General features: G+C 70.1%; 25 protein-coding genes. 10 read left to right on the top strand and 15 right to left on the bottom strand.

Annotated elements, in window-relative coordinates; translation table 11 throughout:
• Positions 1 to 92: 92 nt before the first annotated feature.
• Positions 93 to 779 carry a response regulator transcription factor gene (locus ROJ8625_RS12020; protein ID WP_085792434.1) on the bottom strand — a complete coding sequence of 229 codons (687 nt, stop codon included), beginning with the start codon at positions 777 to 779 and terminating at the stop codon, positions 93 to 95.
• A 161-nt stretch (positions 780 to 940) separates the two neighbouring features.
• On the opposite strand from ROJ8625_RS12020, the gene ribA reads away from it, so the two are divergent.
• Complete coding sequence (ribA, locus tag ROJ8625_RS12015; RefSeq protein ID WP_085792132.1) at positions 941 to 2,038, top strand: GTP cyclohydrolase II; 1,098 nt, start codon at positions 941 to 943, stop codon at positions 2,036 to 2,038.
• Positions 2,039 to 2,255: 217 nt separating this feature from the next.
• Here ribA and ROJ8625_RS12010 read toward each other — a convergent pair whose 3' ends face one another.
• The 4 genes from ROJ8625_RS12010 to ROJ8625_RS11990 all read right to left on the bottom strand — a co-directional run bounded on the left by ROJ8625_RS12010 (position 2,256) and on the right by ROJ8625_RS11990 (position 6,616).
• Complete coding sequence (locus ROJ8625_RS12010; RefSeq protein ID WP_085792131.1) at positions 2,256 to 3,077, bottom strand: ABC transporter permease; 822 nt, start codon at positions 3,075 to 3,077, stop codon at positions 2,256 to 2,258.
• Positions 3,074 to 3,964: an ABC transporter permease subunit gene (locus ROJ8625_RS12005; RefSeq protein ID WP_085792130.1), complete on the bottom strand. Its 891-nt coding sequence runs from the start codon at positions 3,962 to 3,964 to the stop codon at positions 3,074 to 3,076. The genes ROJ8625_RS12010 and ROJ8625_RS12005 overlap by 4 nt, the downstream gene beginning before the upstream one ends.
• A gap of 370 nt (positions 3,965 to 4,334) precedes the next feature.
• The gene (locus ROJ8625_RS11995; RefSeq protein WP_085792128.1) at positions 4,335 to 5,456 is read right to left on the bottom strand and encodes an ABC transporter ATP-binding protein; all 1,122 of its coding nucleotides are present in this window, start codon (positions 5,454 to 5,456) and stop codon (positions 4,335 to 4,337) included.
• 74 nt (positions 5,457 to 5,530) lie between these two features.
• Positions 5,531 to 6,616, bottom strand: a complete 1,086-nt coding sequence (locus ROJ8625_RS11990; protein WP_085792127.1) for a polyamine ABC transporter substrate-binding protein — start codon at positions 6,614 to 6,616, stop codon at positions 5,531 to 5,533.
• Between the two features lie 200 nt (positions 6,617 to 6,816).
• Here ROJ8625_RS11990 and ROJ8625_RS11985 point away from each other — a divergent pair, with 200 nt between their 5' ends.
• Both ROJ8625_RS11985 and ROJ8625_RS11980 read left to right on the top strand, forming a co-directional pair.
• Positions 6,817 to 7,170 carry an ArsR/SmtB family transcription factor gene (locus ROJ8625_RS11985; RefSeq protein WP_085792126.1) on the top strand — a complete coding sequence of 118 codons (354 nt, stop codon included), beginning with the start codon at positions 6,817 to 6,819 and terminating at the stop codon, positions 7,168 to 7,170.
• A complete protein-coding gene (locus ROJ8625_RS11980; protein WP_085792125.1) occupies positions 7,163 to 8,203 on the top strand; it encodes a permease in 1,041 nt (346 codons plus the stop codon). Before ROJ8625_RS11985 ends, ROJ8625_RS11980 begins: the two co-directional genes overlap by 8 nt.
• A 163-nt stretch (positions 8,204 to 8,366) precedes the next feature.
• Here the strand turns inward: ROJ8625_RS11980 and ROJ8625_RS11975 are convergent, their stop codons facing one another.
• The 4 genes from ROJ8625_RS11975 to ROJ8625_RS11960 all read right to left on the bottom strand — a co-directional run bounded on the left by ROJ8625_RS11975 (position 8,367) and on the right by ROJ8625_RS11960 (position 11,216).
• Positions 8,367 to 8,909, bottom strand: a complete 543-nt coding sequence (locus ROJ8625_RS11975) for a L,D-transpeptidase family protein (RefSeq protein WP_085792124.1) — start codon at positions 8,907 to 8,909, stop codon at positions 8,367 to 8,369.
• Positions 8,906 to 9,907: an LLM class flavin-dependent oxidoreductase gene (locus ROJ8625_RS11970; protein ID WP_085792123.1), complete on the bottom strand. Its 1,002-nt coding sequence runs from the start codon at positions 9,905 to 9,907 to the stop codon at positions 8,906 to 8,908. Before ROJ8625_RS11970 ends, ROJ8625_RS11975 begins: the two co-directional genes overlap by 4 nt.
• A gap of 62 nt (positions 9,908 to 9,969) precedes the next feature.
• Positions 9,970 to 10,605, bottom strand: a complete 636-nt coding sequence (locus tag ROJ8625_RS11965; protein WP_085792122.1) for a nucleoside/nucleotide kinase family protein — start codon at positions 10,603 to 10,605, stop codon at positions 9,970 to 9,972.
• A complete protein-coding gene (locus ROJ8625_RS11960; RefSeq protein ID WP_085792433.1) occupies positions 10,602 to 11,216 on the bottom strand; it encodes a uracil-DNA glycosylase family protein in 615 nt (204 codons plus the stop codon). Before ROJ8625_RS11960 ends, ROJ8625_RS11965 begins: the two co-directional genes overlap by 4 nt.
• Positions 11,217 to 11,620: 404 nt before the next feature.
• On the opposite strand from ROJ8625_RS11960, the gene ROJ8625_RS11955 reads away from it, so the two are divergent.
• Entirely contained in the window at positions 11,621 to 12,415 is a 795-nt protein-coding gene (locus ROJ8625_RS11955) for an SseB family protein (RefSeq protein ID WP_085792121.1), read from the top strand.
• On the opposite strand, the gene ROJ8625_RS11950 is transcribed toward ROJ8625_RS11955, so the two are convergent.
• The 4 genes from ROJ8625_RS11950 to ROJ8625_RS21030 form a co-directional block, all read right to left on the bottom strand.
• Positions 12,412 to 13,125 (bottom strand): DUF1194 domain-containing protein, encoded by a 714-nt coding sequence (locus ROJ8625_RS11950; RefSeq protein WP_085792120.1) that lies wholly within the window; start codon positions 13,123 to 13,125, stop codon positions 12,412 to 12,414. The two genes, ROJ8625_RS11955 and ROJ8625_RS11950, sit on opposite strands and share 4 nt — an antisense overlap.
• Positions 13,119 to 13,553, bottom strand: a complete 435-nt coding sequence (locus tag ROJ8625_RS11945) for a VOC family protein (RefSeq protein ID WP_085792119.1) — start codon at positions 13,551 to 13,553, stop codon at positions 13,119 to 13,121. The genes ROJ8625_RS11950 and ROJ8625_RS11945 overlap by 7 nt, the downstream gene beginning before the upstream one ends.
• Before the next feature lie 122 nt (positions 13,554 to 13,675).
• Positions 13,676 to 15,151, bottom strand: a complete 1,476-nt coding sequence (locus tag ROJ8625_RS11940) for a porin family protein (RefSeq protein ID WP_085792118.1) — start codon at positions 15,149 to 15,151, stop codon at positions 13,676 to 13,678.
• Positions 15,148 to 16,284 (bottom strand): hypothetical protein, encoded by a 1,137-nt coding sequence (locus ROJ8625_RS21030; protein ID WP_085792117.1) that lies wholly within the window; start codon positions 16,282 to 16,284, stop codon positions 15,148 to 15,150. The genes ROJ8625_RS11940 and ROJ8625_RS21030 overlap by 4 nt, the downstream gene beginning before the upstream one ends.
• A gap of 205 nt (positions 16,285 to 16,489) precedes the next feature.
• Between ROJ8625_RS21030 and thyX the strand changes: the two genes are divergently transcribed.
• The 6 genes from thyX to ROJ8625_RS11905 all read left to right on the top strand — a co-directional run bounded on the left by thyX (position 16,490) and on the right by ROJ8625_RS11905 (position 21,602).
• Positions 16,490 to 17,401 carry an FAD-dependent thymidylate synthase gene (gene thyX, locus ROJ8625_RS11930; RefSeq protein WP_085792116.1) on the top strand — a complete coding sequence of 304 codons (912 nt, stop codon included), beginning with the start codon at positions 16,490 to 16,492 and terminating at the stop codon, positions 17,399 to 17,401.
• A 21-nt stretch (positions 17,402 to 17,422) separates the two neighbouring features.
• Positions 17,423 to 18,460, top strand: coding sequence for an ATP-binding protein (locus tag ROJ8625_RS11925; RefSeq protein WP_159456762.1), 1,038 nt, complete (start codon positions 17,423 to 17,425; stop codon positions 18,458 to 18,460).
• A 789-nt stretch (positions 18,461 to 19,249) separates the two neighbouring features.
• Complete coding sequence (locus tag ROJ8625_RS11920; protein ID WP_085792114.1) at positions 19,250 to 19,846, top strand: outer membrane protein; 597 nt, start codon at positions 19,250 to 19,252, stop codon at positions 19,844 to 19,846.
• Between the two features lie 140 nt (positions 19,847 to 19,986).
• Complete coding sequence (locus tag ROJ8625_RS11915) at positions 19,987 to 20,271, top strand: hypothetical protein (protein WP_085792113.1); 285 nt, start codon at positions 19,987 to 19,989, stop codon at positions 20,269 to 20,271.
• Positions 20,272 to 20,399: 128 nt separating this feature from the next.
• Positions 20,400 to 20,726: a hypothetical protein gene (locus ROJ8625_RS11910; protein ID WP_085792112.1), complete on the top strand. Its 327-nt coding sequence runs from the start codon at positions 20,400 to 20,402 to the stop codon at positions 20,724 to 20,726.
• Between the two features lie 84 nt (positions 20,727 to 20,810).
• Entirely contained in the window at positions 20,811 to 21,602 is a 792-nt protein-coding gene (locus ROJ8625_RS11905) for an inositol monophosphatase family protein (protein WP_085792111.1), read from the top strand.
• A 3-nt stretch (positions 21,603 to 21,605) separates the two neighbouring features.
• Here the strand turns inward: ROJ8625_RS11905 and ROJ8625_RS11900 are convergent, their stop codons facing one another.
• Entirely contained in the window at positions 21,606 to 21,983 is a 378-nt protein-coding gene (locus tag ROJ8625_RS11900) for a GFA family protein (RefSeq protein ID WP_085792110.1), read from the bottom strand.
• 116 nt (positions 21,984 to 22,099) lie between these two features.
• Complete coding sequence (locus ROJ8625_RS11895; RefSeq protein WP_085792109.1) at positions 22,100 to 22,879, bottom strand: rhomboid family intramembrane serine protease; 780 nt, start codon at positions 22,877 to 22,879, stop codon at positions 22,100 to 22,102.
• Positions 22,880 to 22,926 lie beyond the last annotated feature (47 nt).

The following is a 22,926-nucleotide window of genomic DNA, read 5'->3' as shown; positions in this document are numbered from 1 at the left end:
GGCGCGCGATACCCCGCACGCGCCCACGGGCTGTCAGGGTAACAGAGGTCTCTCGGTTTCGGTTCCGCGCCTATGGTCGGAATTTCCTTCGCTCAGGAAATGAGCCGGTATCCGCCTGATTCGGTCACCAGGAGCCGTGCATTGGACGGATCCGGCTCGATTTTCTGGCGCAGCCGGTAGATGTGCGTCTCCAGCGTGTGGGTCGTCACCCCGGCATTGTAGCCCCACACCTCGTGCAGCAGCACGTCGCGCGGGACAACGCCCTCGGGCGCGCGGTAGAGGAACTTGAGGATGTTCGTCTCCTTCTCGGTCAGGCGGATCTTCTTCTCCGCCTCGTCCACGAGAAGCTTCATCGAGGGCCGGAACGTGTAGGGCCCGAGCTGGAACACCGCGTCCTCGGACTGTTCGTGCTGGCGCAGCTGCGCGCGGATCCGCGCGAGCAGAACCGGGAACTTGAACGGCTTGGTCACGTAGTCGTTCGCGCCCGCATCGAGTCCGAGGATCGTGTCCGCGTCGCTGTCGTGCCCGGTCAGCATCAGGATCGGTGACTTGACGCCCTGCTTGCGCATGAGCCGGCACACCTCGCGGCCGTCCGTATCGGGCAGGCCGACATCGAGGATGATGAGGTCGTAGAGCTGTTCCTTCGCGCGCGACATCGCCGCCGCGCCGGTCTCGGCCTCGAACACCTCGAAGTCCTCGGTGAGAACGAGCTGCTCGGCCAGGGCCTCGCGCAGATCGTCGTCATCGTCGACAAGAAGAATGTTCTTCAGCTGGGCCATCTTGCGGTCCTCCGTCGTTTTCTCGGAAATGTGATGGGCCGGCGCGGCCGACAAGCATTGTGGCAGGTCTCTCACGCCCTCGTGTCCGCTGCGGACCTTTGTTACAGAGACGTAATCCGCGGCCGCCGCGCGCGGCCGCTTCCCCCTCGGAAAGCCGGCCCATGTCCTTCGCGCCCGATCTCACCGAAACGCTGGCCCGCGCGCGCAGCGACCTGCGCATGGGGGTGCCGGTGGTGCTCGCCGGGCCCGGCGGCGCCGCGCTCGTTCTCGCCGCCGAAACGCTGAGCGCGCACCGCCTGGCCGCCGCGCAGGGGCTCGACGCCGAGGTCGATCTCGCGCTGACCGCGCGGCGCGCCGAGACGCTGAAGGCGCGCGCCTACGACGGCGACGTCGCGCGCGTCGCGGTGCCGGCCGCGGCGACCCGCGCCTGGGTCCAGAGCGTCGCCGACCCCAAGGACGACCTCGCGCAACCGATGAAGGGCCCGCTGCGCACCCGGCGCGACGGCGACGCGACGCTGCACCGGCTGGCGCTGGCGCTGGTGAAATCGGCACGGCTGCTGCCCGCGGCGCTCGTCGTGCCCCTCGCCGCCGCCGACGCCGCGGGCTTCGCGGCCGCCGAGGGGCTCGGGCTGATCGACGCCGCCGCCGCGGCGCCGCATCTCGAACGGCTGAGCCCGCTGTCGCACGTCGTGACGGCACAGGTGCCCCTGCGCGCGGCCGAGGCGACGCGGCTTCACATCTTCCGCCCCGAGGACGGCTCCGAGGAGCATTACGCCGTGGAGATCGGCCGCCCCGACCGCGCCGCGCCGGTGCTCGCGCGGCTGCACTCGGCCTGTTTCACCGGCGATCTTCTCGGTTCGCTCAAATGCGATTGCGGCCCGCAGCTCAACGCGGCACTCGGCCAGATGGGCGAGGCCGGGGCCGGCATCCTGCTCTACCTCAACCAGGAGGGCCGCGGCATCGGACTGGCCAACAAGATGCGCGCCTACGCGCTGCAGGACCAGGGCTTCGACACGGTCGAGGCCAATCACCGGCTGGGCTTCGAGGACGACGAGCGCGACTTCCGCCTCGGCGCCGAGATGCTCCGCCGGCTCGGCGTCGGCCAGGTCCGGCTGCTGACGAACAATCCCGCCAAGATCGCGCGCATGGAGGAAAGCGGCATCGCCGTCGCCGAACGCGTGCCGCTCAAGGTCGGCGAAACCCGGTTCAACCACCACTACCTCGCGACCAAGGCGCGGAAATCCGGCCACCTCCTCTGACCGCCGCGAGCCCCGCCCCCGCCACACCCGACCACCCCCGGCGCCCCTCCCGCCATCCCGATCCAAGAACTCCGCGCGGCGAGAACGGCCCGGCCCCTCGCGCCGCTCGACACCCACCGCGCGTCCCCCCGACGCGCCCCATATTCTTCTTGGTCGAAATACTCCGGGGAGCGCGAGGGGCCGCGCCCCTCGCTCCCGCCGCGACCGCCCGCGGCCCTCAGGCCTCGGCGCGCTCCGCCGCCCGCTGGTCCCGCTCGGCCAGCACCGCGCGGCGCTTGGTGGCGAGCGACGCGGCGATGACGCCCACGGTCACGAACCCGATCAGGATCGTCGACAGCGCGTTGATCTGCGGCGACACGCCGAGGCGCACCGACGAGAAGATCTTGATCGGCAGGGTGGTCGCCGACGGTCCGGTGGTGAAGGACGCGATCACGAGGTCGTCGAGCGAGAGCGTGAAGGCGAGGAGCCAGCCCGAGATGACCGCGGGCGCGATGATCGGCAGGGTCACGAGCCGGAAGGCCTGCGCCGCCGTGCACCCGAGGTCGAGCGCGGCCTCCTCAAGCGCGCGGTCGAAGGTCGCCAGCCGCGAGGACACCACGACCGACACGTAGCACATGGAGAACGTGGTGTGCGCGAGCACCACCGTCAGGATCCCGCGGTCGAGCCCGATGCCGATGAACAGCAGCAGGAGCGACAGGCCGGTGATCACCTCCGGCATCACCAGCGGCGCATAGATCATGCCCGAGAACAGCGTGCGCCCCGGGAACCGGCCCATCCGCACCAGAACGACCGCCGCCAGCGTGCCGAGAACGGTGGCCAGCGTCGAGGAGGCGACGGCGACGCGGATCGTCACCCAGGCGGCATCGAGGAACGCCTCGTCGCGCAGGAGCTCGCCGTACCAGCGGGTGGAGAAGCCGCCCCAGACCGTCACCAGCTGCGAGGCGTTGAAGCTGTAGATCACCAGGATGACCATCGGCAGGTAGAGAAACGCGAAGCCGAGCGTCAGCGAGGTGACGTTGAACCACGAGAAGCGTCTCATCCGTCCTGCTCCCGCGCCTTCTGCTCGTTGCGCTGGAACAGCACGATGGGGATGATCAGGATCAGCAGCAGGATGATCGCCACCGCCGAGGCGACCGGCCAGTCGCGGTTGGAGAAGAACTCCTCCCACAACACCTTGCCGATCATCAGCGTGTCGGACCCGCCGAGGAGCGAGGGGATGACGAACTCGCCGATCGCCGGGATGAAGACGAGAAAGCACCCGGCGATCACCCCGCCGCGCGACAGCGGCCAGGTCACCAGCCAGAAGGCCTGGATCTTCGAGCAGCCGAGATCCTCGGCCGCCTCGAGCAGCGACTCGTCCATCTTCTCAAGCGTCGCGTAGATCGGCAGGATCATGAACGGCAGGTAGGTGTAGACGATCCCGACATAGACCGCGCGGGTCGTGTTGAGGATCGTCAGCGGCGCATCGATCACGCCGACCGACATCAGCACCTGGTTCAGCAGGCCCTCGGACGACAGGATGCCGATCCACGAATAGACGCGGATCAGGAACGAGGTCCAGAACGGCAGGATCACCAGCATCAGGAGCGTCGGCCGCCATTCGGGCGCCGCGCGCGCCATGCCGTAGGCGATCGGGTAGCCCACGGCGAGCGTGATGAGCGTGGAGACGAGCGCGATCCAGACCGAGCTCAGATAGGCCCGCCAGTAGAGCGAATCCTGCGTCAGGAAGACGAAGTTCTCGAAATCGAGCCCGGCGAGGAAGTCGCGGATCCCCGCCCAGCCCTCGGAGAGATCGAGCGTCGGCGTGTAGGGCGGGATCGCCACCGCGATGTCCGACAGCGAGATCTTCAGCACGATCAGGAACGGCACCAGGAACAGCGCCACGAGCCACAGATAGGGCAGGGCGATGACCGCGAGCCGCCTCATGCCGCCCCCGCCCGGAGCGCGTCACCGAGCCCGGCCCGGAGCGCCGCGCCGAGCAATGTGCGGCGGCGCTGCGCTGCGCCGCGTCGCTCTGTCCTGTTCCCTGCGCCGGGGGCCGTGTCACCGGCAGTCACCGGCGACGCGACACCGGCACCGGCCGCAGCGACGCGGCGAACCGGGGTCGACCGACGGCCGGCCGCGCCGACGCGGCGGCCGGGCGCCCACCGGCCGCCCGCCATGTCGGGCTCGCGGCCCCGAGGATCGCGCGCCGGCCGCGCGCCAGTCCGCCCCGCCGCGGCGACAGCCCGTCCCGGCGCCCGCTCGCGCGTCGCGCCGTCCTGCCGGTCCCGTCGCCCGATCCCGCGCGCCGCGCTCATGACTCGAGCAGCACGCCGCAGGCGGCGGTCCAGTTGATCCACACCTCGTCATCCCAGGTGAAGGGCTGGCGTGTGTCGCGCTCGGTGTTGAAGTTCTGCGCCCGGATGATCCGGCCGTCGGGCATCTCCACGTGGTAGGTCGACAGGTTGCCGAGATAGCCGATGTCGATGACCTTGCCGCGCAGCACGTTGTCGTCCTCGGGCCGGTTGCGGTGGATCTCCACCTTCTCGGGGCGGATCGCCATGAAGGCGCGCGCGCCCTCCTGCACATCGAGACCCGAGCGCACCTTCAGCGGCGGCTGGCCCTCGGCCCAGTCGAGCGTGTAGCCGTCCTCGCTGCGCCGCGCGCGCCCCTCGATGATCGTGACGTTGCCGAGGAAGTCGGCCACGTAGGTCGAATTGGGCTGCTCGTAGATCACCGGCGGCGTCGCCACCTGCACGAGCCGGCCCTCGTTCATCACCGCGACCCGGCTGGCGACGGTCATCGCCTCCTCCTGGTCGTGGGTGACGATCACGAAGGTGGTGCCGGTCTTCTCCTGGATGTCCATCAGCTCGAACTGCGTCTCCTCGCGGAGCTTGCGGTCGAGCGCGCCCAGCGGTTCGTCGAGCAGCAGGAGCTTCGGCGCCTTGGCCAGCGACCGCGCGAGCGCCACCCGCTGGCGCTGCCCGCCCGAGATCTGGTGCGGCTTGCGCGCGCCGAACTTCTCGAGCCGGGTCAGCCGCAGCATCTCGGCGACCCGCGCCTCGATCGCCTCCTTGTCCTGGCCCTCGCGCTTCAGCCCGAAGGCGATGTTCTCCCACACCGACAGGTGCGGAAAGAGCGCGTAGGACTGGAACATCATGTTCACCGCGCGCCGGTTCGGCGGCACCTGCCCGATATCCTGCCCCGACAGGCGGATCGTGCCCTCGCTCGGCGTCTCGAACCCGGCGAGAATGCGCATCATCGTCGTCTTGCCGCAGCCCGACGGGCCCAGCAGCGCGAAGAACTCGCGCTCGTAGATGTCGAGCGTGAGATCGTCGATCGCGGTGAAGTCGCCGAAGCGCTTGGTCACGCCGCGGAACTCGATCAGCGGGCGCGCGTCGGGATCGTCCCAGGGGGCGAAGACCGTCTGGCTCATGGGGCTCCGGCGGGCAGGGGGGAAAGGGCCGCCCGGCGCCGGAGGATCCGGCGCCGGGCCGCGTCACGTCGGGATCAGACGCCCGACTTGATCGAGGTCCACAGGCGCGTGACCGTGCGCTGCAGCCGCGGATCGTAGGGCGAGAAGGTGTAGAGGTTCTCCAGCGTCTCCTCGTCGGGGTAGATCGCCGGATCGCCGATCACGTCCTCGTTGAGATACTCCTGCGACGCCTCGTTGCCGTTGGCGTAGTAGACGTAGTTCGACGCCTGCGCCATGTTCTGCGCGTCCATCATGAAGTTCAGGAAGGTGTGCGCGGCCTCGGGGTTCGGCGCATCCGCCGGGATCGCCATCTGGTCGAACCACATCAGCGCGCCCTCCTTGGGGATGTGGTATTCGACCGTCACGCCGTTGTCGGCCTCCGCGGCGCGGTCGCGCGCCTGCAGCACGTCGCCCGACCAGCCGAACGCCACGCAGATCTCGCCGTTGGCGAGAGCGTTGATGTATTCGGACGAATGGAACTTCTGGATATACGGGCGGATCTCGGCCATCAGCGGCCCGACCTGTTCGATGACCTCGGCATCCTTGCTGTCGGGATCCTCGCCGAGATACTTCAGCGCCGCCGGGATCACCTCGGTCGGCGCGTCGAGGACATGCACCCCGCACGAGGCGAGCTGTTCCATGTTCTCGGGATCGAAGATCAGCGACAGCGAGTTCACCGGCGCATCCTCGCCCAGCACCTCGCGCACCTTGTCGATGTTCACGCCGAGCCCGGTCGTGCCCCACATGTAGTTGATCGAGTAGGTGTTGCCCGGGTCGTACTGCGAGGTGCGCTCGCTGATGGTCTCCCACATGTTGTCGAGGTTCGGCAGCTGGCTCTTGTCGAGCTCCTGGAACGCCCCGGCCTGGATCTGCCGCTGCAGGAACGACCCCGTCGGCACCACCACGTCGTAGCCCGACCCGCCGGCGAGCATCTTGGTCTCGAGCACCTCGTTGGAATCGAAGACGTCGTAGGTCAGCGAAATTCCGGTCTCTTCCTCGAACTCGGTCAGAAGATCCTCGTCGATGTAGTCGGACCAGTTGTAGACCCGCACCTCCTGCGCGGCCGCGGCTCCGGCGAGAAGCGCGGCAACGGCCGTCAGTGTCGTCAGTTTCGTCGTCATGGATTGGCTCCCTGTGGTCGCGGGACGTCTCGGCGTCCCTTCCTGACCGGATGTGAACAAAGCTTGCCCGGCGGGGCAATCAAAAGATCATTAACCGCCGCCGCGGACACCGCAAGCGCCCAGATCATGCGCGGCCCACGTTTCGAGACCTGTCGAAATGTCTCTTGGCGACGGCGCGACATTTCGATATCCCTAGAAACATGAAACACGACTCGCTCCCGTCCGACGGCCCCGACCTCGCGCTCGAGATCGCCGCCTCACGTTTCGCCGCGCTCGGCTCCGAGCAGCGCCTGTCGGTCCTGCGCACGCTGGTGCGCGCCGGGCCCGAGGGGCTGTCGATCGGCGCGCTCGGCGACCGCGCCGGGGTGACCGGCTCGACCCTCACCCATCACCTGCGGATCCTCGCCGGCGCCGGGCTCGTGACGCAGACGCGCGCCGGCCGCAGCGTGATCTGCGCCGCGGTGGCCTACGACGAGGCGCGCGCGCTGTCGGATTTCCTCCTGCGCAATTGCTGCGCCGATGCCGGACCGGAAGGGCACGTCCACCATGACTGACATCACGCTGCCCGGGCCGCGCCGCACCCGCCTGCGCCTGCCCGGCAAGGCCTGGCTCGCCACGCTCCTGATCCTCGCCGCGCTGGCGCTGTTCGACCCCGCCGAGCTCGGGCCCGCGGTGATCTTCACCGCGACCGCGCTGTGGCATACCGCGCCCTTCATCCTCTTTGCCGTGCTCGCCGTCGCGTACCTCAAGGCGACCGGCGCCGAGACGCTGCTCGCGCGTGCCTTCGAGGGGCGCGAGGTCCGGATGATCGGCCTCGCCGCGCTGCTGGGCGGGCTCTCGCCGTTCTGCTCGTGCGAGGTGATCCCGTTCATCGCCGCGCTGCTCGCGGTCGGCGCGCCGCTCTCGGCGGTGATGGCGTTCTGGCTTGCCTCGCCGCTCATGGACCCGGCGATGTTCCTCATCACCTCCGGCACGCTCGGCTGGGACTTCGCCATCGGCAAGACGATCGCCGCGGTCGGGCTCGGCCTCCTCGGCGGTGCCGGAACGATGGCGCTGCGCGGCTCGCCGGTATTCCGCGACCCGCTGCGCGAACGGCCCGCCACCGGCGGCTGCTGCGGCGCGGCGCAGCCGTTCCGCGGCCGCCCCGTCTGGCGCTTCTGGAGCGAGCCCGAGCGCCGCGCCACCTTCCGCGACACCGGGATCGGCAACGCCGTCTTCCTGCTCAAGTGGCTGACGCTCGCCTACGTGATCGAGGCCCTGATGCTGCGCTACGTGCCCGCCGAAGCGGTCGCCGGCGTGCTCGGCGGCACCGGCATCTGGCCGGTGGTGAAAGGCGCGCTCATCGGTGCGCCGGCCTATCTCAACGGCTACGCCGCGGTCCCGCTCGTCGACGCGCTGCTCGACCAGGGCATGGCGCCCGGCGCGGCGATGAGCTTCGTCCTCGCCGGCGGTGTCAGCTGCATCCCCGCCGCCATCGCGGTCTGGGCCCTCGTCCGCCCGCGGGTCTTCGCCGCCTATCTCGGCTTCGCCTTCGCCGGTTCGCTGGTGGCGGGCCTCGCCTGGGCGGCCTGGGCCGGCGCGGCCTGAGCCCGGCGCCCGCGCCGGGCCGCGCCTGTGGCGCGGGCGGGAGCGAGGGGCGCTGTCCCTCGCGCTCCCCGGAGTATTTTGCCCAAGAAGAAGAGGCAGGGGACCGGGGGCCGGAGGCGCCCGGGACCGTCGCGGGGCGGAGATGGGGGCGGTGCGCCCGGGGTCAGGCGCGGTCGGCGAGGGTGTCGGGCACGATCAGGCGGGTGGTGACGGTCACGCGGGCGGCGATGGCGCGAAGATGGTCGGCGCGGAACGCGACGCAGCCGGCGGTCGGGTGACCCGGGCGCCGCCAGGCGTGCAGGAAGATCGCCGAGCCGCGGCCGGCCTCGGCCCGCGGCCAGTTCCAGTCGGTGACGAGAACGACGTCGTAGCGCGGGTCGGGCAGGCGCAGCGCCTCGTGCGAATGCGCGTGCGGGGCCCGGACCATGAGGTTGTAGTCCTCGTCGGCGGGATCGTCGGACCACAGGTCACCGGGGCGGATCGGCACCGCCCAGTCGGCCGGCGGTGCGCCGCGGTCCGGCCGGTAGAGCAGGCCGACGATGTCGTGCACGCCGGCGGGCGTCGCGCGGTCGCCCTCGCGCTTGTCGCGGGTGACGCCGCCGCGGCCGATCGTGCAGGGCCAGAACCGTCCCATGAAGCGCACGCCGCGCGGGGTCAGGACGAGGTCGTCGGGGCGGGGCGCGGGCCGTGCCACCGGGCCGCTCATGCCGCCGCCTGCGCGCCGAGCCGCGTCATCGCCTCGGCGGCGATCTCGCACGAGGCGAGGCGCGCGGCGGGGTCGTGGATCTGGCTCGTCAGGATCACCTCGTCGGGCGCGTGGCGGGCGATCAGCGCGTCGAGCTCGCGCTCGACCTTGGAAGGGCCGCCGGTGGCCGAGACCGCGAGCGCGCCGTCGATCGCCGGGCGGACCTGCGCCGGGATCGCCGCGGCGATGTCGTCGACCGGGCGCGGCAGCTTGCCCGGCCGGCCGGTGCGCAGGCGGTAGAAGGCCTGTTCCATCGAGCTGCGCAGACGCCGGCCCTCGGCGTCCGTCTCGGCCGCGAAGACGTTGATCGCCAGCATCGCGTGCGGCCGCGACAGCTGCGCGGAGGGCGTGAAGCGGGCGCGATAGAGTTCGAAGGCCCGCTCGAGCGCCGCCGGCGCGAAATGCGACGCGAAGGCGTAGGGCAGACCGAGCCGGGCCGCGACCTCCGCGCCGTGCAGCGAGGAGCCCAGGATCCACAACGGCACCTCGGTGCCCTCGCCGGGATGCGCACGCACGGGCAGCCCGTCGCGGGCCGGGCCGAGCAGCGCGCGCAGCTCCGCGACCTCGTCCTCGAAGCGTTCGGCGCGCGCGGGATGGGTGCCGAGCGCCTGCATCACCGCCGGGTCGCCACCGGGCGCGCGGCCGAGCCCGAGATCGATCCGCCCGGGATGGAGCGTGGCGAGCGTGCCGAACGCCTCGGCCACCGCGAGCGGCGCGTGGTTGGGCAGCATGATGCCGCCCGCGCCGATGCGCATCCGCCGCGTCCGCGCGGCCACGTGGCCGATCAGCACCGCCGTCGCCGCCGAGGCGATGCCGGGCATGTTGTGGTGCTCGGCCAGCCAGTAGCGATGGTATCCCAGCGTCTCCGCCCGCTCGGCGAGCGCGGCCATGTTGGCCAGCGCCGTCGCGGTGTCGGACCCCTCGGGCACCGGGGCGAGATCGAGAAGGGAATAGCGCATCGGTCGGACTCCTGTCGGCTGGAAGGACAGAGGTAATCAGGCGGGCGCGCCGGCGGAAGGGGTCAGCCCTGCGCCACGACCAGATCCGGCATGCGGCTCGCGGACAGGACCAGCCGCCCGTTCGGCAGGTCGTTCTCCTCGAGCTTGGCGCGGATCGCCGGCGCGGCGAGGCCGAAGCCGCGCCAGCGCTCGGCGAGCCGGTCGCGCAGCACCGGCTCGGGCACGTCGAGACGCACCGAGAGGTCGAAGAGCGGCGCCAGCGCGTCCCACGGCGCGCGCTCCAGCAGGAGGTAGTTGCCCTCGACCACGACGATCTCGACCGCCTGCGGGATCATTCGCGCCCCGGCGCGCGCGATCTCGATTTCGCGGTCGAAGACCGGCACGGCGATCTCCGCCTCGTCGTTCCGCTTCAGCCGGCCGAGAAGATGGGCGAGGCCGGCGGCATCGAAGGTCTCCGGCGCGCCCTTGCGCGGGCGCAGGCCCCGCGGCTCGAGCACCCGGTCGTCGAGGTGGAAGCCGTCCATCGGCAGGATCGCGGCGGGCCGCCCGGCCGCCGCGAGCCCGGCGACGAGCGTTTCGGCCAGCGTCGACTTGCCCGACCCCGGCGCGCCCGCGATCGCGACGAGGTGCCGCCGCCCGCGCGGCAGCGCGGCAAGGCGGTCGGCGAGGGCCGCTTCGGTGACGGGCTCGGCGCTCATGACGCCGCCCGCACCGGCCGGTCGAGCGCGTCGGCCACCGCGCGGCGCAGGCGCGGCACCACCTCGGCCTCGAACCACGGGTTGCGGCGAAGGAACGCGGTGTTGCGCCACGACGGGTGCGGCAGCGCGAAGGTGCCGGGCGGGCGGGCGCGCCAGTCGGCGACCGCCTCGCGCACGGGGCGCCGGTCGCCGAGATGCCGGCGGATGGCGTGGCCGCCGATCACCAGCCGCAGCCGAACCGGGCCGATCGCGTCGAGCGCGCGGTGGTGCCACGTCTCCCAGCAGACCGGCGGCGGCGGCAGGTCCGAGCCCTTGGCGTCGTAGCCCGGAAAGCAGAAGGCCGTCGGCAGGACCGCCACCTTGGCGAGGTCGTAGAACTCGCTCTCGTCGATGCCCATCCAGTCGCGCAGCCGGTCGCCCGAGCGGTCGAAGAACGGTTTGCCGGACTCGTGCACGCGCATCCCGGGCGCCTGTCCGGCGACGAGGATCGGCGCATCCGCGGAGAACCACACGCAGGGCCGCGGTGCATGCGCGGTCCGCGTCGCGGCGAAGCGATCGGCGCAGATGCGGCAGGCGCGGATTTCGGCCTTGAGGGGGGCGGTCGGGTCCATGCGGGGCAGCGTCGCGCGCCAGACGCGCGCAAGCAACCCCTGTCGCGCCAGACGCGCGCAGGCAACCCCCCCCCGGCGCGCCAGACGCGCGCAAGCAAATCCCCCGGCGCGCGCCCGGCGCGGGCAATGCCTGCCGCGCCGGGCGCGCGCAGGCCATTGCGGCGTGGGTGTGGCGCGGACGGGAGCGAGGGGCGCTGCCCCTCGCGCTCCCCGGAGTATTTGCGCCAAGAAGAAGAGGGGGCGGTTGCCTGGGAGGTGTCGGGGCGGTGCGGGGCGCGCGGGTGGGCGCCGTGGCCCGTTGGCGCGTCGCGGGCGCGCGCGCTCTCGGCCCTGTCGGACGGTATGCCCTTGCATCCCCCCGCGTTTCGGCGGAGTCTCGACGGGACCGGAGAAGGAGCGACCCCATGTCCGATCCGACCCCGCTCGACGCCGCGCGCGCGGCGATGGAGGCCGCGCCTGACGACGACCGCCTGCGCATGGCGTTCTACGCCCGGCTGGCGGAGACCGAGCTCAGCCTGCTCCTGACCGAGGAACCCCGCGCGGACGCGCTGTCGCCCGAAGTCTTCGACACCGCGGAGGGACGTTACGTTCTGGCCTTCGAGGGCGACGAGGCGCTGGCCGCCTTCGCCGGCGCGCCCGCGCCCTATGCCGCGCTGCCGGGGCGCACGCTCGCCGACATGCTGGCGGGGCAGGGGGTCGGCATCGCGCTCAATCTCGGCGCGCCGGGCGGGTCGGGGCTGGTGCCGCCGGCGGCGCTCGACTGGCTGGCCGAGGTGCTGTCGAACCGGCCCGGAGAGGCGCTCGCCCGTCCCGAGAGCGTGGAGGCGCCGCGGGCGCTGCCCGAGGACCTGCTGACCGCGCTCGACGCGAAACTGGCGCGGGCGGCGGGGCTGGCGCGGCACGCCTACCTCGCCTCGGTGCGCTACGACGATGGCTCGCGCGGGCACCTGCTGGCGGTGACCGGCACGGCGCGCGGCGCCGAGGAGCCGCTGGCCCGCGCGGTCAACGAGGCGCTGATCTTCTCGGGGCTCGATGCCGGGGCGCTCGACGTGGCGTTCCTGGGCAACGAGGATCCGCTGGCGGCGCGGCTCGCGCGCGTGGCGCTGCGCTTCGACCTGCCCGAGGGCGCGAAACCGCGGGCGCGCGGCGAACGGCCGGCACCCGGCAGCGATCCGGACACGCCGCCGAAGCTGCGCTAGCCGGCCGATCCCTCGGGATGCGGGCGTGCGCGTCCGCCCACGACCATGCCGCCGATCTCGCGCAGGAGCTTGCGTGTCATCGCCCGGCGGAAGCCCTCGTAGCCGTCGGCGTATTCCACGAAGGCCCCCGGCCCGTGGCGCACCACCTCGTCGTAGTAGCGGTCGACCTCCGGGTCGGCGCCGAGCACCGCGAGGCCGTTCACCGTGACCCCCTCGAAGGGAAAGTGCTGGTAGGCGAGGCCCGGGCCGAAACCGTCATTCGTCACCCCGTCGCCCGACACGTCGATCACCCGGCGCGCGCAGGCCGGGCCCCGCGCGAGATGCGTCGCCCCGAACCCCAGCGCGAAGCCCATCGCGGTGGGAAACCGGGTCTGGCTGCGCGGGCTGCGCGTCAGCCCGGCGATCACCGCGTCGATGTTGCGCTCCGACGCGATCATCGTCCAGTCGAGCACCACGACCGATTGCTGTCGCCCGCTCCACTCGTAGGCCGACAGCGCCACGCGGCCGGGCCCGAACAGCAGCGCCGCGCGGATGTCGGGGTCGTTCAGCGCGGCGGCCAGACCGTCGCGCTGCAGCGCGTATTCCCTTGCGTCGACCGACGACGACACGTCGAGCGCGAGCAGGAGCGCCAGCCGGCACTCCTGCGCCCGCGCCGCGCCGGCGGTCGCGAGCGACAGGAGCAGGGCAAGAAGGGCGGCCGCCCTCACCAATGCCCGGTGTTCTCCATGCTGGCCCAGGGTTCCTGCTTGGGCAGCGCGTCGCCCTTCTGCAGAAGCTCCACCGACACGTTGTCGGGCGAGCGGACGAAGGCCATGTGCCCGTCGCGCGGCGGCCGGTTGATGGTCACGCCGTTGTCCATCAGCGTCTGGCACAGGCCGTAGAGGTCGTCGACGCGATAGGCGAGGTGGCCGAAATGGCGGCTGTCGTCGGGCAGCTGGTCGTCGCCGTCCCAGTTGTAGGTCAGCTCGACATCGTTGTGGCCGTCCTCCTGCCCGGGCGGGCACATGAAGACGAGCGTGAAGCGGCCGCCCTCGTTGTCCATGCGCCGCCGCTCCTTGAGACCCAGCATCTCGTAGAAGGCCATGGATTTCTCGAGGTCCTTCACGCGGACCATCGTGTGCAGGTATTCGATCGACATGGAGTGCGTGCCCTCGGATCTGGTGGTTGCGGTACTGACCGGAGGATAGGCGCGCCCGAACCGGTGTCGAGCGTCGCGTGGCCCGACGCGCCCGCCGCGTGCCGTCGGCACGGGACGTCCGGTCAGAACTTCGAGCGGATCCCGACCGAGACGCCGAACTCCTCGCTGTCGTAGAGCCCGATGTCGGATTCGGTGCGCGAGGCGCTCAGCGTCAGGTCCGGCACGAAGCCGTAGTAGTCGAGCTCGTCCAGCGACGCGCGCGCCCACGCGCCGTAGCGGCGGTCGTTGCGCCCGTCGAGCGAGTAGGGATGCTCCTCATAGGCGCGCCCCGACGCGCTCAGACCGAAGGCGAGCCCCGTGCCGAGGACCGGCCGGCCGAGGTCGAGCGACAGCTTCGCCTCCTGCTCGGTGAAATCGAGGATCTCGGCGTCGGACTCGCGGTCGCGATGGCTGAGCGCGAGGCTCAGCCGATGCCCGCCCTCGAGCACGTGCGTCGCCCCGAGGCTCGCGCGCCAGCCGTCCGCGTCCTCGCGCGTGCCGAAGCCCGCCTCGTGATCCACCGACAGCCCCGCCTGGCCCAGGAGCCGCGGCGCGAGCGCAACGCGCAGCGTGCCGTTCGCGCTCACCGTCTGCGACAGCAGGTCGCCGCCGTACCAGTCCCGCGCCAGCCGCGCGCCGATGCTCGCGCCGACCCGCTTGGACGGTGTGGTCCAGTCCTGCGTCAGGCCCGCCGACACGGTCGTGCGGGCGAAATCGCCGTTCTCGGCGTCCGGCGCGATGTCGCGGGCGTCGTCCGACAGCACCACGTCGCGCCGCGACAGCCCCAGATCGAGCGAGATCCGCCGGGTCCGAGTCTCGAAGATCACCCGCTCGGTCGAGATCCCGGTGCCGATCTCCAGCCCCGACAGCGCGCGCGACGCGCCCTCGGGCTCGAGGTCCGGCGCCGGCACGTAATAGCCGTTGCCGATCGGCAGGAAGAGGTCGAACGACTCCGACGTCGTGCCGCCGTTCACGTTCGACGACGGCGCCACCGAGAACGACAGCCGCGTCGACCACGGGTTGCGCGACCGCACGTAGCGGAAATCCGCGACGGCCTGCGCCTTCTGCCGCTCGGTCGGCGCGATCTGCATCGCCCGGCGCAGCCAGAACTGCGCCCGCGTCCGCGCCCCGTCCGACGACAGCGCCTGCGCCATCGCCAGCGCCGCGGCATAGCGCGTGTCGGCGTCGCCCGCGCCGCGGAAGGCGCGGCCGGCGGCGTCGCGCGCGGTGTCGAAATCCTGCCCGTCGCGCGCGGCGCGCGACAGGATCAGCAGCGCCTGCACGTCGTCGGGATCGCGCGCGAGCAGCGCCTCCGCCGCGCTCCGGGCGAGGTCGGGCCGCCCCGACACCGCCGCGCGGCCCGCCACGTCGCGCAGCGCATCCGGCGTCAGCACGCTTTGGGCGCCCGCGCCGGCCGCCGGCGCGGCGCGCTCCGGCGCATCGGCCCCCTGCGCGCCGGCGGCGCCGGCCCACAGGACCAGCGCCGCCAGGACCCGTCCCAGCCGCCGCGCGCGGCGGCCGGGCGGGGGATGCGTCGCCTGCGCGCCCGCTGCCGTCATCTGCGGTAGACGATGAAGCCGCCGGTCTCCTGGAAGGTCGCGTCGCTGCGCGGGTCGTCGCCTTCCATCACCAGCACGCCGACGATCTCCTCGGCGCCGTCGCCCGACATGATCGCGTAGTACTGCCCCTCGGCGGTGTTCACGACCGTGCCGTCGGTCTGCGTCGCCGAGGCGAAGACGTCCTGCGTGATCTCGCCGTTCGCGTCGGCGTTGTCGGGCGCGATCACCGGGCGGACGTTCGGCAGGATCACGTTGCCCTGCGCGTCGCGCGGGGCGATCAGGTCCGGGTTGTTCTCCTGCAGCGCCGCGACGTACTCGTCCGTGATGTCGTTGCCGTCGAGGTCGAACAGCCGGCGGTCCCGCACGAAGAGCTGCACGCCCGCCTGGCCGTCGTTGAAGTCCTCGAAGTCGATCGTCATCGACGCCCGGCCGGTCACGTATTCCTGCCCGCTGCGCCCGCCGAAGATCCGCGTGCCGGCGTAGTCGCCCGCATAGCCCGCGCTGCCCTCGGTCGGCAGGATCAGCTGCGTCGGGTTGCCGGCCCGGTCGGTGGAGTTGCGCTGGTAGACGAAGCCGCCGAAGCCGAAATCGGTGTAGGAGCCGGTGCGCACGATCGCGAACTCGGTCTGGCCGCTGTTCGACACGCCGTAGATCGCCCGGTAGGACAGGTTGTCGACCACGTTGCCGGTCTCCGGGTCCACGCCCGAGACGTCGCTTTCGTAGACCGCGAAGGGCCCAAGCGAGCCCACGTCGTTCTGCGCCGCCGCCGTGCCGCCGCGGCGGTAGACGTTGTCGCCGTCGAAGGCCAGGTTGTCGACCTCGAACGTGTCGCTGTCGGAATTGTAGCGGATGTTGCGCGCGAAGCCGCCGCCGTCGTCGCCGTCCTGCGGCTCGTAGCGCACGATTGCCGAGTTCGGCGTCGGGCTCGCGGTGCCGGGGGGCAGGTCGCGGTCGCTGTCGATCGGGTCGTCGACGTCGCCGCCATCGTCGCCGCCGTCATCTCCGCCGTCGCCGTCGCCGCCGTCTCCGCCGCCGTCCTCTTCCTGGTCGAGCGGGTTCTCGCCGTCGTTGCCGGTGGAGCCGCAGGCGCCCAGAAGCGCCAGCGTCAGGATCATCGCCACGATGCGGGTCATGTCACGCTGCCTCGATTGTGCTGTGCCGTGTTTTTCCCGCGATTGTCCCGAGCCCGTCGTCCAAGTCAATCGACGCGGGACGCCGCCCGCCGCGAATGTTGCCCGAGTGCGGCGGATTTGCCGCCACCCGATATGGTGGTTTTTTGTCGCGCGTCATGCAAGATGTGGTGAAAACGCGACTCATCTGGTGGAGAGGACCCCGCCCATGCCCCTGACTCCCGAACAAGAGGCCGAGATCGAAGAGCTTCGCGCGCAGCCCGTCCAGACGCTGCGCGCCACGGTTCCGGCGATGGAGGCGCATCTCTACCGCGCGCGTCCGGTGCTCGATCACGGCTTCGTCCGGGTCATCGACTACATGGGCGACGACAGCGCCATCTGCCAGGCCGCCCGCGTCAGCTACGGCCGCGGCACCAAGTCGGTGTCGAACGACGAGGGGCTGATCCGGTACCTCATGCGGCACTGGCACTCCACGCCCTTCGAGATGTGCGAGATCAAGCTGCACGTGAAGCTGCCGGTCTTCGTCGCGCGGCAGTGGATCCGCCACCGCACCGCGAACGTGAACGAGTATTCCGCGCGCTACTCCATCCTCGACCGCGAGTTCTACATCCCCGAGGCCGACGCGCTCGCCGCGCAGTCGACGGTCAACAACCAGGGCCGGGGCGAGGCGCTCTCGGGCGAGGAGGCCGAGCGCGTCCTGCGCTGGCTGCGCGACGACGCCACCCGCGCCTACGACCATTACGAGGCGATGATCTCGGACGACGGCCAGCAGGGCCTCGCCCGCGAGCTCGCCCGCATGAACCTGCCCGCCAACATCTACACCCAGTGGTACTGGAAGGTGGACCTCCACAACCTCCTCCATTTCCTCCGCCTCCGCGCGGATTCCCACGCTCAATACGAGATCCGCGTCTACGCCGACGCCATCTGCGAGATGGTCAAGGACTGGGTCCCCTTCGCCTACAAGGCCTTCGAGGACTACCGCATGGGCGGCGCGGTCCTGTCCGCCGCCGGCCTCGATTGCGTGAAGCGGATGCTCGCGGGCGAGGAGGTGACGCAGGAGAATTCCGGGATGTCGAAGGGGGAATGGCGGGAGTTCAAGGGGGTGATTGGAGTATCTTGAAAATTGATTACAGATGGCGAGTTGGAAGAACGTCTGGATGTGGTCTCAAATGGCGGGGTCTTGAGAGTAACCGCGCGTGAAAGCACTGAGCTAGAGTTCAAACAGATTCTGAACGAAGTGACTTTCAAGAAATGCATGAAGACAATCGCGGCGTTTAGTAATCAGTCAGGGGGGATAATTGTTTTCGGGGTTTGCGATAGACCTCGTGATTTGATCGGATTGACTGGACCCTTGCTGGATGAAGGGATCCAGTCAGATCTTCTAAAAACCTCTTTGGTCCCACACCCTATCACTGAATTCCGTGAGGCCTCGGTGCACGGCATTAGAGTTGCCGTGCTCCAAGTTTCTCCGCTATCTAATAAGCCATGCATTGCAGCCAAAGACCTAACGGCCGGGGCTGGACAGCCTCACATGTTAAGGCAAGGCGTCATATACGCCCGACGCCGTGGTCAGACTGCCGCGATAAGTGGGAGCGAGTTTGTGCAAATATTGCAAGAAAGGGATGAAAGTATACGGCATCAAATTTTTGGCTTTCTTTCGCGAGGTAGAAAAGTAGGATTTGATCGAGCAATCATTGCTGACGCTTCTTCTCCCGGCGAGGCGGAAGGCGACGTTACATATTTTTTGCCTTACGATGCTGCTAAAGATCTAAACGTTATCGACCGCGCAAATCTTGTGGATGATGGTGGAGCTCCTGCGTATCAAATACAGGGTAACATCGAACTTACTGTGCCTGCTGCTAACGATCCACGACAACCTATGTTGCCATCCCGTGCGGCTGACGAGATCAGGCATAGGGTGCAGCAGGCTACTCTTAACGATTTACCTTTCAACTCTACTCATCTTAGAAAAATTGCCGCTCATCTCGGATTCTGGAAAACGAAGGAAGGTGACGAGCGCCATACAGGCTATCAATCAATGACAGAGCGGCCATTTTATTTCCGTGACGGAAGGGAGGCGGTGGCCCGATTTGCTGAAGAAAGCCCGCGAGAGTTTCTTGAAGTTTGCGCCAGCGCTCAAAACAGAGCGCGATGGCAAGAAACCGGAGACGCACCTTAGCCGCGAGGTCTCTGTGTTTGGTTGCAGCCGACGGGCGAGCGCCGGCCCGTGGGTTGGCGCAAACACCGCCCGGAGCGGCGCGCTTCATATTCCGGCCTCTCCCGCCCCCACCGGAGCGCGAAACCCCACCAAAGCGCAAGCTCGCCGGAACGGGTCAAGCCGGAGGCATGCCTCCGGCATGACGCTCGCCCGGCGCCTCGGCTTGAGACCGGGCGGGGCACCGCGCCCGACCAGCGCCAGCCCCAACCGCAGGGCGAACCCCCACCAAAGCGCCAACCCGCCGGACCGACTCGGGAAGGCACGCCCCCGGCACGACGCGCGCCCGGCGCCATCGTCCCGTCGCTGGGCCGCGGCGCCGCGCTCCCGACCGGCCGCGGGGGGGCAGGGCGGGGCGCAGGGCCGCACCTCGATCCGGAAAATCGTACGAAACCCCCGCCGAATGCGCGGGAGCGTGTCCGAACCGCCCCCCTGTTTTGTACGAATCTGACGAAACTCCGGGCCCGGTCGCGCCGGCGTCAAGCGGGCCGGTCGCCCCGGGACGGCGGCCCGCCGCCGGCGCGTGAGCGAATGGCGCCGCGCGTTTCACCCGCGTGAGCGGGTCGCGCCGCGTCATGCGCCAATGTCCGCCGGTTCCACGGCGAATGCGAAAAATCCCATGAAAGTGGTAACTTGGCAGCCACGACACCGTGAACCGCGGGGTCTGGAACGAAGCCCGCCCTCTCCACATTTCCGCCTCACGACGACGGGCGACGAAGCCCGCCACCCAGACACGGAACCAGGAGATCGAGCATGAAACGCATTCTCGTCATCACCACCGCACTCGCTGCCACCGCCACCGCAGGCTTCGCCGCCGGCCCGACCGAGACCTATCAGGAGCCCACCGTCCAGCAGCCGATCGTGCCCGCCGATCCCGCGCCTCTGTACGACTTCTCCGGCTTCTCGCTCGGTGGTCAGCTGGGTTACGGCAACATCGAGACCGAGGATCCGGACCTCGAGGGCGACGGTGCCACGTACGGTGTGCGCGGCTACTATGACTACGACCTCGGCAACGTGATCGTCGGCGGCGGTCTGCAGTACGACGCGACCGACATCGACCTCGACGATGCCGCGACGGCCGATGGCGTGCTGCGCGCCGGCCCGCGCGTCGGTTACGACCTCGGCCGCACGATGGTCTATGGCCAGGGTGGCTACGCCAAGGCGTTCACCGATGAAGACGCCGTGGGCGATTCCAACGGCTACTATGTCGGCCTCGGCACCGAGACCTTCCTGACCGAGAGCATCACCGCCGGCGCCGAAGTGAACTACCACGAGTTCAGCGACTTCGACGCAGACGACCTCGAAGCCGACGCCACGACGGCGAGCGTGACGCTCAACTACCGCTTCTGAGGCGACCTCCGACGCCAATCGGACAGACGGCCCCCGCACCCGCCGGTGCGGGGGCTTTTTTGCATCACGCGCGGCCCGCTGCCGGCCACGATGTCCCGTTGTCCTGCGAGGCATGTCATCTATCTGTTACAAAGATGCTGATGACCCGTACGCTCCTCCTTTTGCCGCTCCTCGCGGCCGCCGCCCCGGCACCGGCCGCAAGCCCGATTGCCGAGGTCGTGTGCGCGCCCAAGGCGGCGATGACCGAGCGTTTGACCCGCCAGTTCGGCGCCGAGCGCCACGCCACCGGCCTGCGCTCCCCCGAAGAGGTGATGGAGCTCTGGCGCGCCGAGGACGGCGACTGGACGCTGGTGATGACCTACGCCAGCGGCCGCTCCTGCATCGTCGCGATGGGTCAGCACTGGGACGAACGCGACCCGGCGTGATCGTTGCCCCGTTGCGACCGCCCAAGTCCTGCCAAGTCCGGCGGTGAAATTTGACAGAAATGCGGCGCGGTGTACGCTTTGCGGCGACGGGTGCCGGCATGCGCCCACCAGACCGGGGGACAACCGACATGCGCACGACCCACCTGTTCGCGGCGGCCGCCGCAACTTTCCTGTCGGCCGGCGTCGTTGCGGCCGATGACGCGTGGCGCGGCGACGCAACGAACGAGCCGAACTCCACCTTCCTCGTCCATGTCTATCCCGGCGTCGCGAACCACTGCCCGCACGGGCTGCAGCCGGTGTCGCTCGGCGGCATGGTCTCGTGCGGCACGCCGACGGCCGGACCCTACGTGAACCGTGCCGGCGGCCACGCACATGCACCCGCGCCGACGCGGGCCGCTCCGCCGGCGCCGGCGCCGGCGCTGGTCGAAGGCCGAAAGGGCATCATCTACCGCTGACACCGCGCCCCTTCACATCCCCGGAGCGCGCGCGTATACGCCCGCCCTGACACGCGACAGCGTACACGCGAAGGGGCCGGGTCGATGCAGGGCAGCGCCAATCTCAACATCATGATGAAGGCGGCGCGGAAAGCGGGACGCTCGCTCGTCAAGGACTTCCGCGAGGTCGAGAACCTGCAGGTCTCGATGAAGGGCGCCGGCGACTTCGTCAGCCGCGCCGACCTCGCGGCCGAGAAGATCCTGCGCGAAGAGCTGCTCGGTGCGCGCAAGACCTACGGCTGGCTGGCCGAGGAGGGCGGCGAGATCGCGGGCGAGGATCCGACCCGCCGCTGGATCGTCGATCCGCTCGACGGGACGACCAACTTTCTGCACGGCATGCCCCACTGGGCCATCTCAATCGCGCTCGAGCACAAGGGCGCGATCGTGTCGGCGGTCGTCTATGATCCCGCCAAGGACGAGATGTTCTATGCCGAGCGCGGATCGGGCGCGTGGCTCAACGACTCCAAGCGTCTGCGCGTCTCCGGCCGCTCCCGCATGGTCGAAGCCCTGTTCGCGACCGGCGTCCCCTTCGGGTCGAAGGCGACGCTGCCGGCGACGCTGAAGGATCTCGCCCGGCTCATGCCGCAATGCGCTGGTGTGCGGCGCTGGGGCTCGGCGGCGCTCGACCTCGCCTATGTCGCGGCGGGCCGCTACGACGGCTACTGGGAGCGCGAGCTGCAAGTGTGGGATCTCGCCGCCGGCTCGCTCATCGCGCTCGAGGCCGGTGCGCTCGTGGGCGGCGTGCGCGAGGGGCAGACGCCGCTCGAGGACGGCACGATCCTGTGCGCGAACGGCAACATCTACGACCAGTTCGCCCGCATCATCCGCGAGGCCTGAACGTCAGCGGTCCGAGGGGTGGTTCACCCCGTCGTTCCACGGGACGGGCTCGTACTCGGCCGGGTTCACGCCCTCGAGTGTACCCATGTTGATGCCGTATTCCGTCGGGTCGGACCGGCGGCGGTGATACATGTAGATCCCGCAGACCGAGCAGAAATGATGCTCGGCCGTGTGCGTGCCCCACTGGTAGAGCGTCAGGTGATCTGCCCCGCGCACGACCGTGAGGTCGGCAAGCTTCGCGGAAACTACCGGCGCCGGACGCCTGCGGCAGTAGGAGCAGTCGCAGCGCCGCGCATCCTCCAGCCGGTCCGACAGCGTCACGCGCAATTCGACGGCGCCGCAATGGCAGGTGGCGGTACGGGGGTCTGGCCGGTCGGACATCGGGCGCCTTCCTGTTCGGCGTGGGTCACGCCCGAGCATCGCGGCTCTCTCGCCGAGCGCAAGTCCTCCGTGCGCATGTCCGTGCCCGTGCTTGCGTCGCGGCGCGCATCGGAGCGCTAGCGACCCCAAGGCCCGCGCGGCCGCCCGGCGTTCCGCCGCCGCCCCGCGCGCGGAACGTCCGAGGTGACGAAGCGATAGCGCGCTTCTGGATGCGGCGGCGTCCCGTGCGACCGGCGCCAGAAGGCCGTCCCGCCGCGCAGAAGCCAGAGCGGCACGCAGAGCAGCACGCCGATCACGAACCCGCCCACATGCGCCCAGTAGGCCGTACCACCGGCATCGGCCGGCGCGCCGATGCCGCCGAACGCCTGCATGGCAAGCCACAGTGCAAGCAGAATCCACGCGGGGATGGTGACGATGCGAAAGATGATGATGAGGATGATCAGGATATCGACGCGCGCCCGCGGAAACAGCAGCAGGTAGGCGCCCATGACGCCGGCGATCGCGCCCGAGGCGCCCACCATCGGCACCTGGCTCAGCGGTGCCGTCACGTACTGCGCCAATGCCGCCGCCACGCCGCACGCGAGGTAGAAGGCGAGGTAGGGCAGGTGGCCCATCTCGTCCTCGACGTTGTCGCCGAAGATGAACAGAAACAGCATGTTGCCGGCAAGGTGCAGGATGCCGCCGTGCAGGAACATGGAGGTCACCAACCCGCCGAAGCCCTCGCCCATCGACACGCGCGCCGGGATCATGGCCCACTCGAAGAAGAACCGGTTCAGCGCCAGCTCGTTCTGGAACAGGTGCCAGTAGTTCAGGAAAATCACCACGTTCGCCACGATCAGCGCCCATGTGACGAAGGGCGTGGACCCTGACGGGTTGTGATCGCGGATCGGGAACATGGCGCAGAGCTTGGCGCGGGGCGGGCCCGCGTCAAGCGTGGCGTGAC

This window comes from Roseivivax jejudonensis (assembly GCF_900172265.1).
In the GTDB taxonomy this organism is placed as follows: Bacteria; Pseudomonadota; Alphaproteobacteria; order Rhodobacterales; family Rhodobacteraceae; genus Roseivivax; species Roseivivax jejudonensis.
The sequence above is the reverse complement of the archived record's forward strand: the minus strand, read 5'-3'. Positions and strand labels throughout refer to the sequence as shown.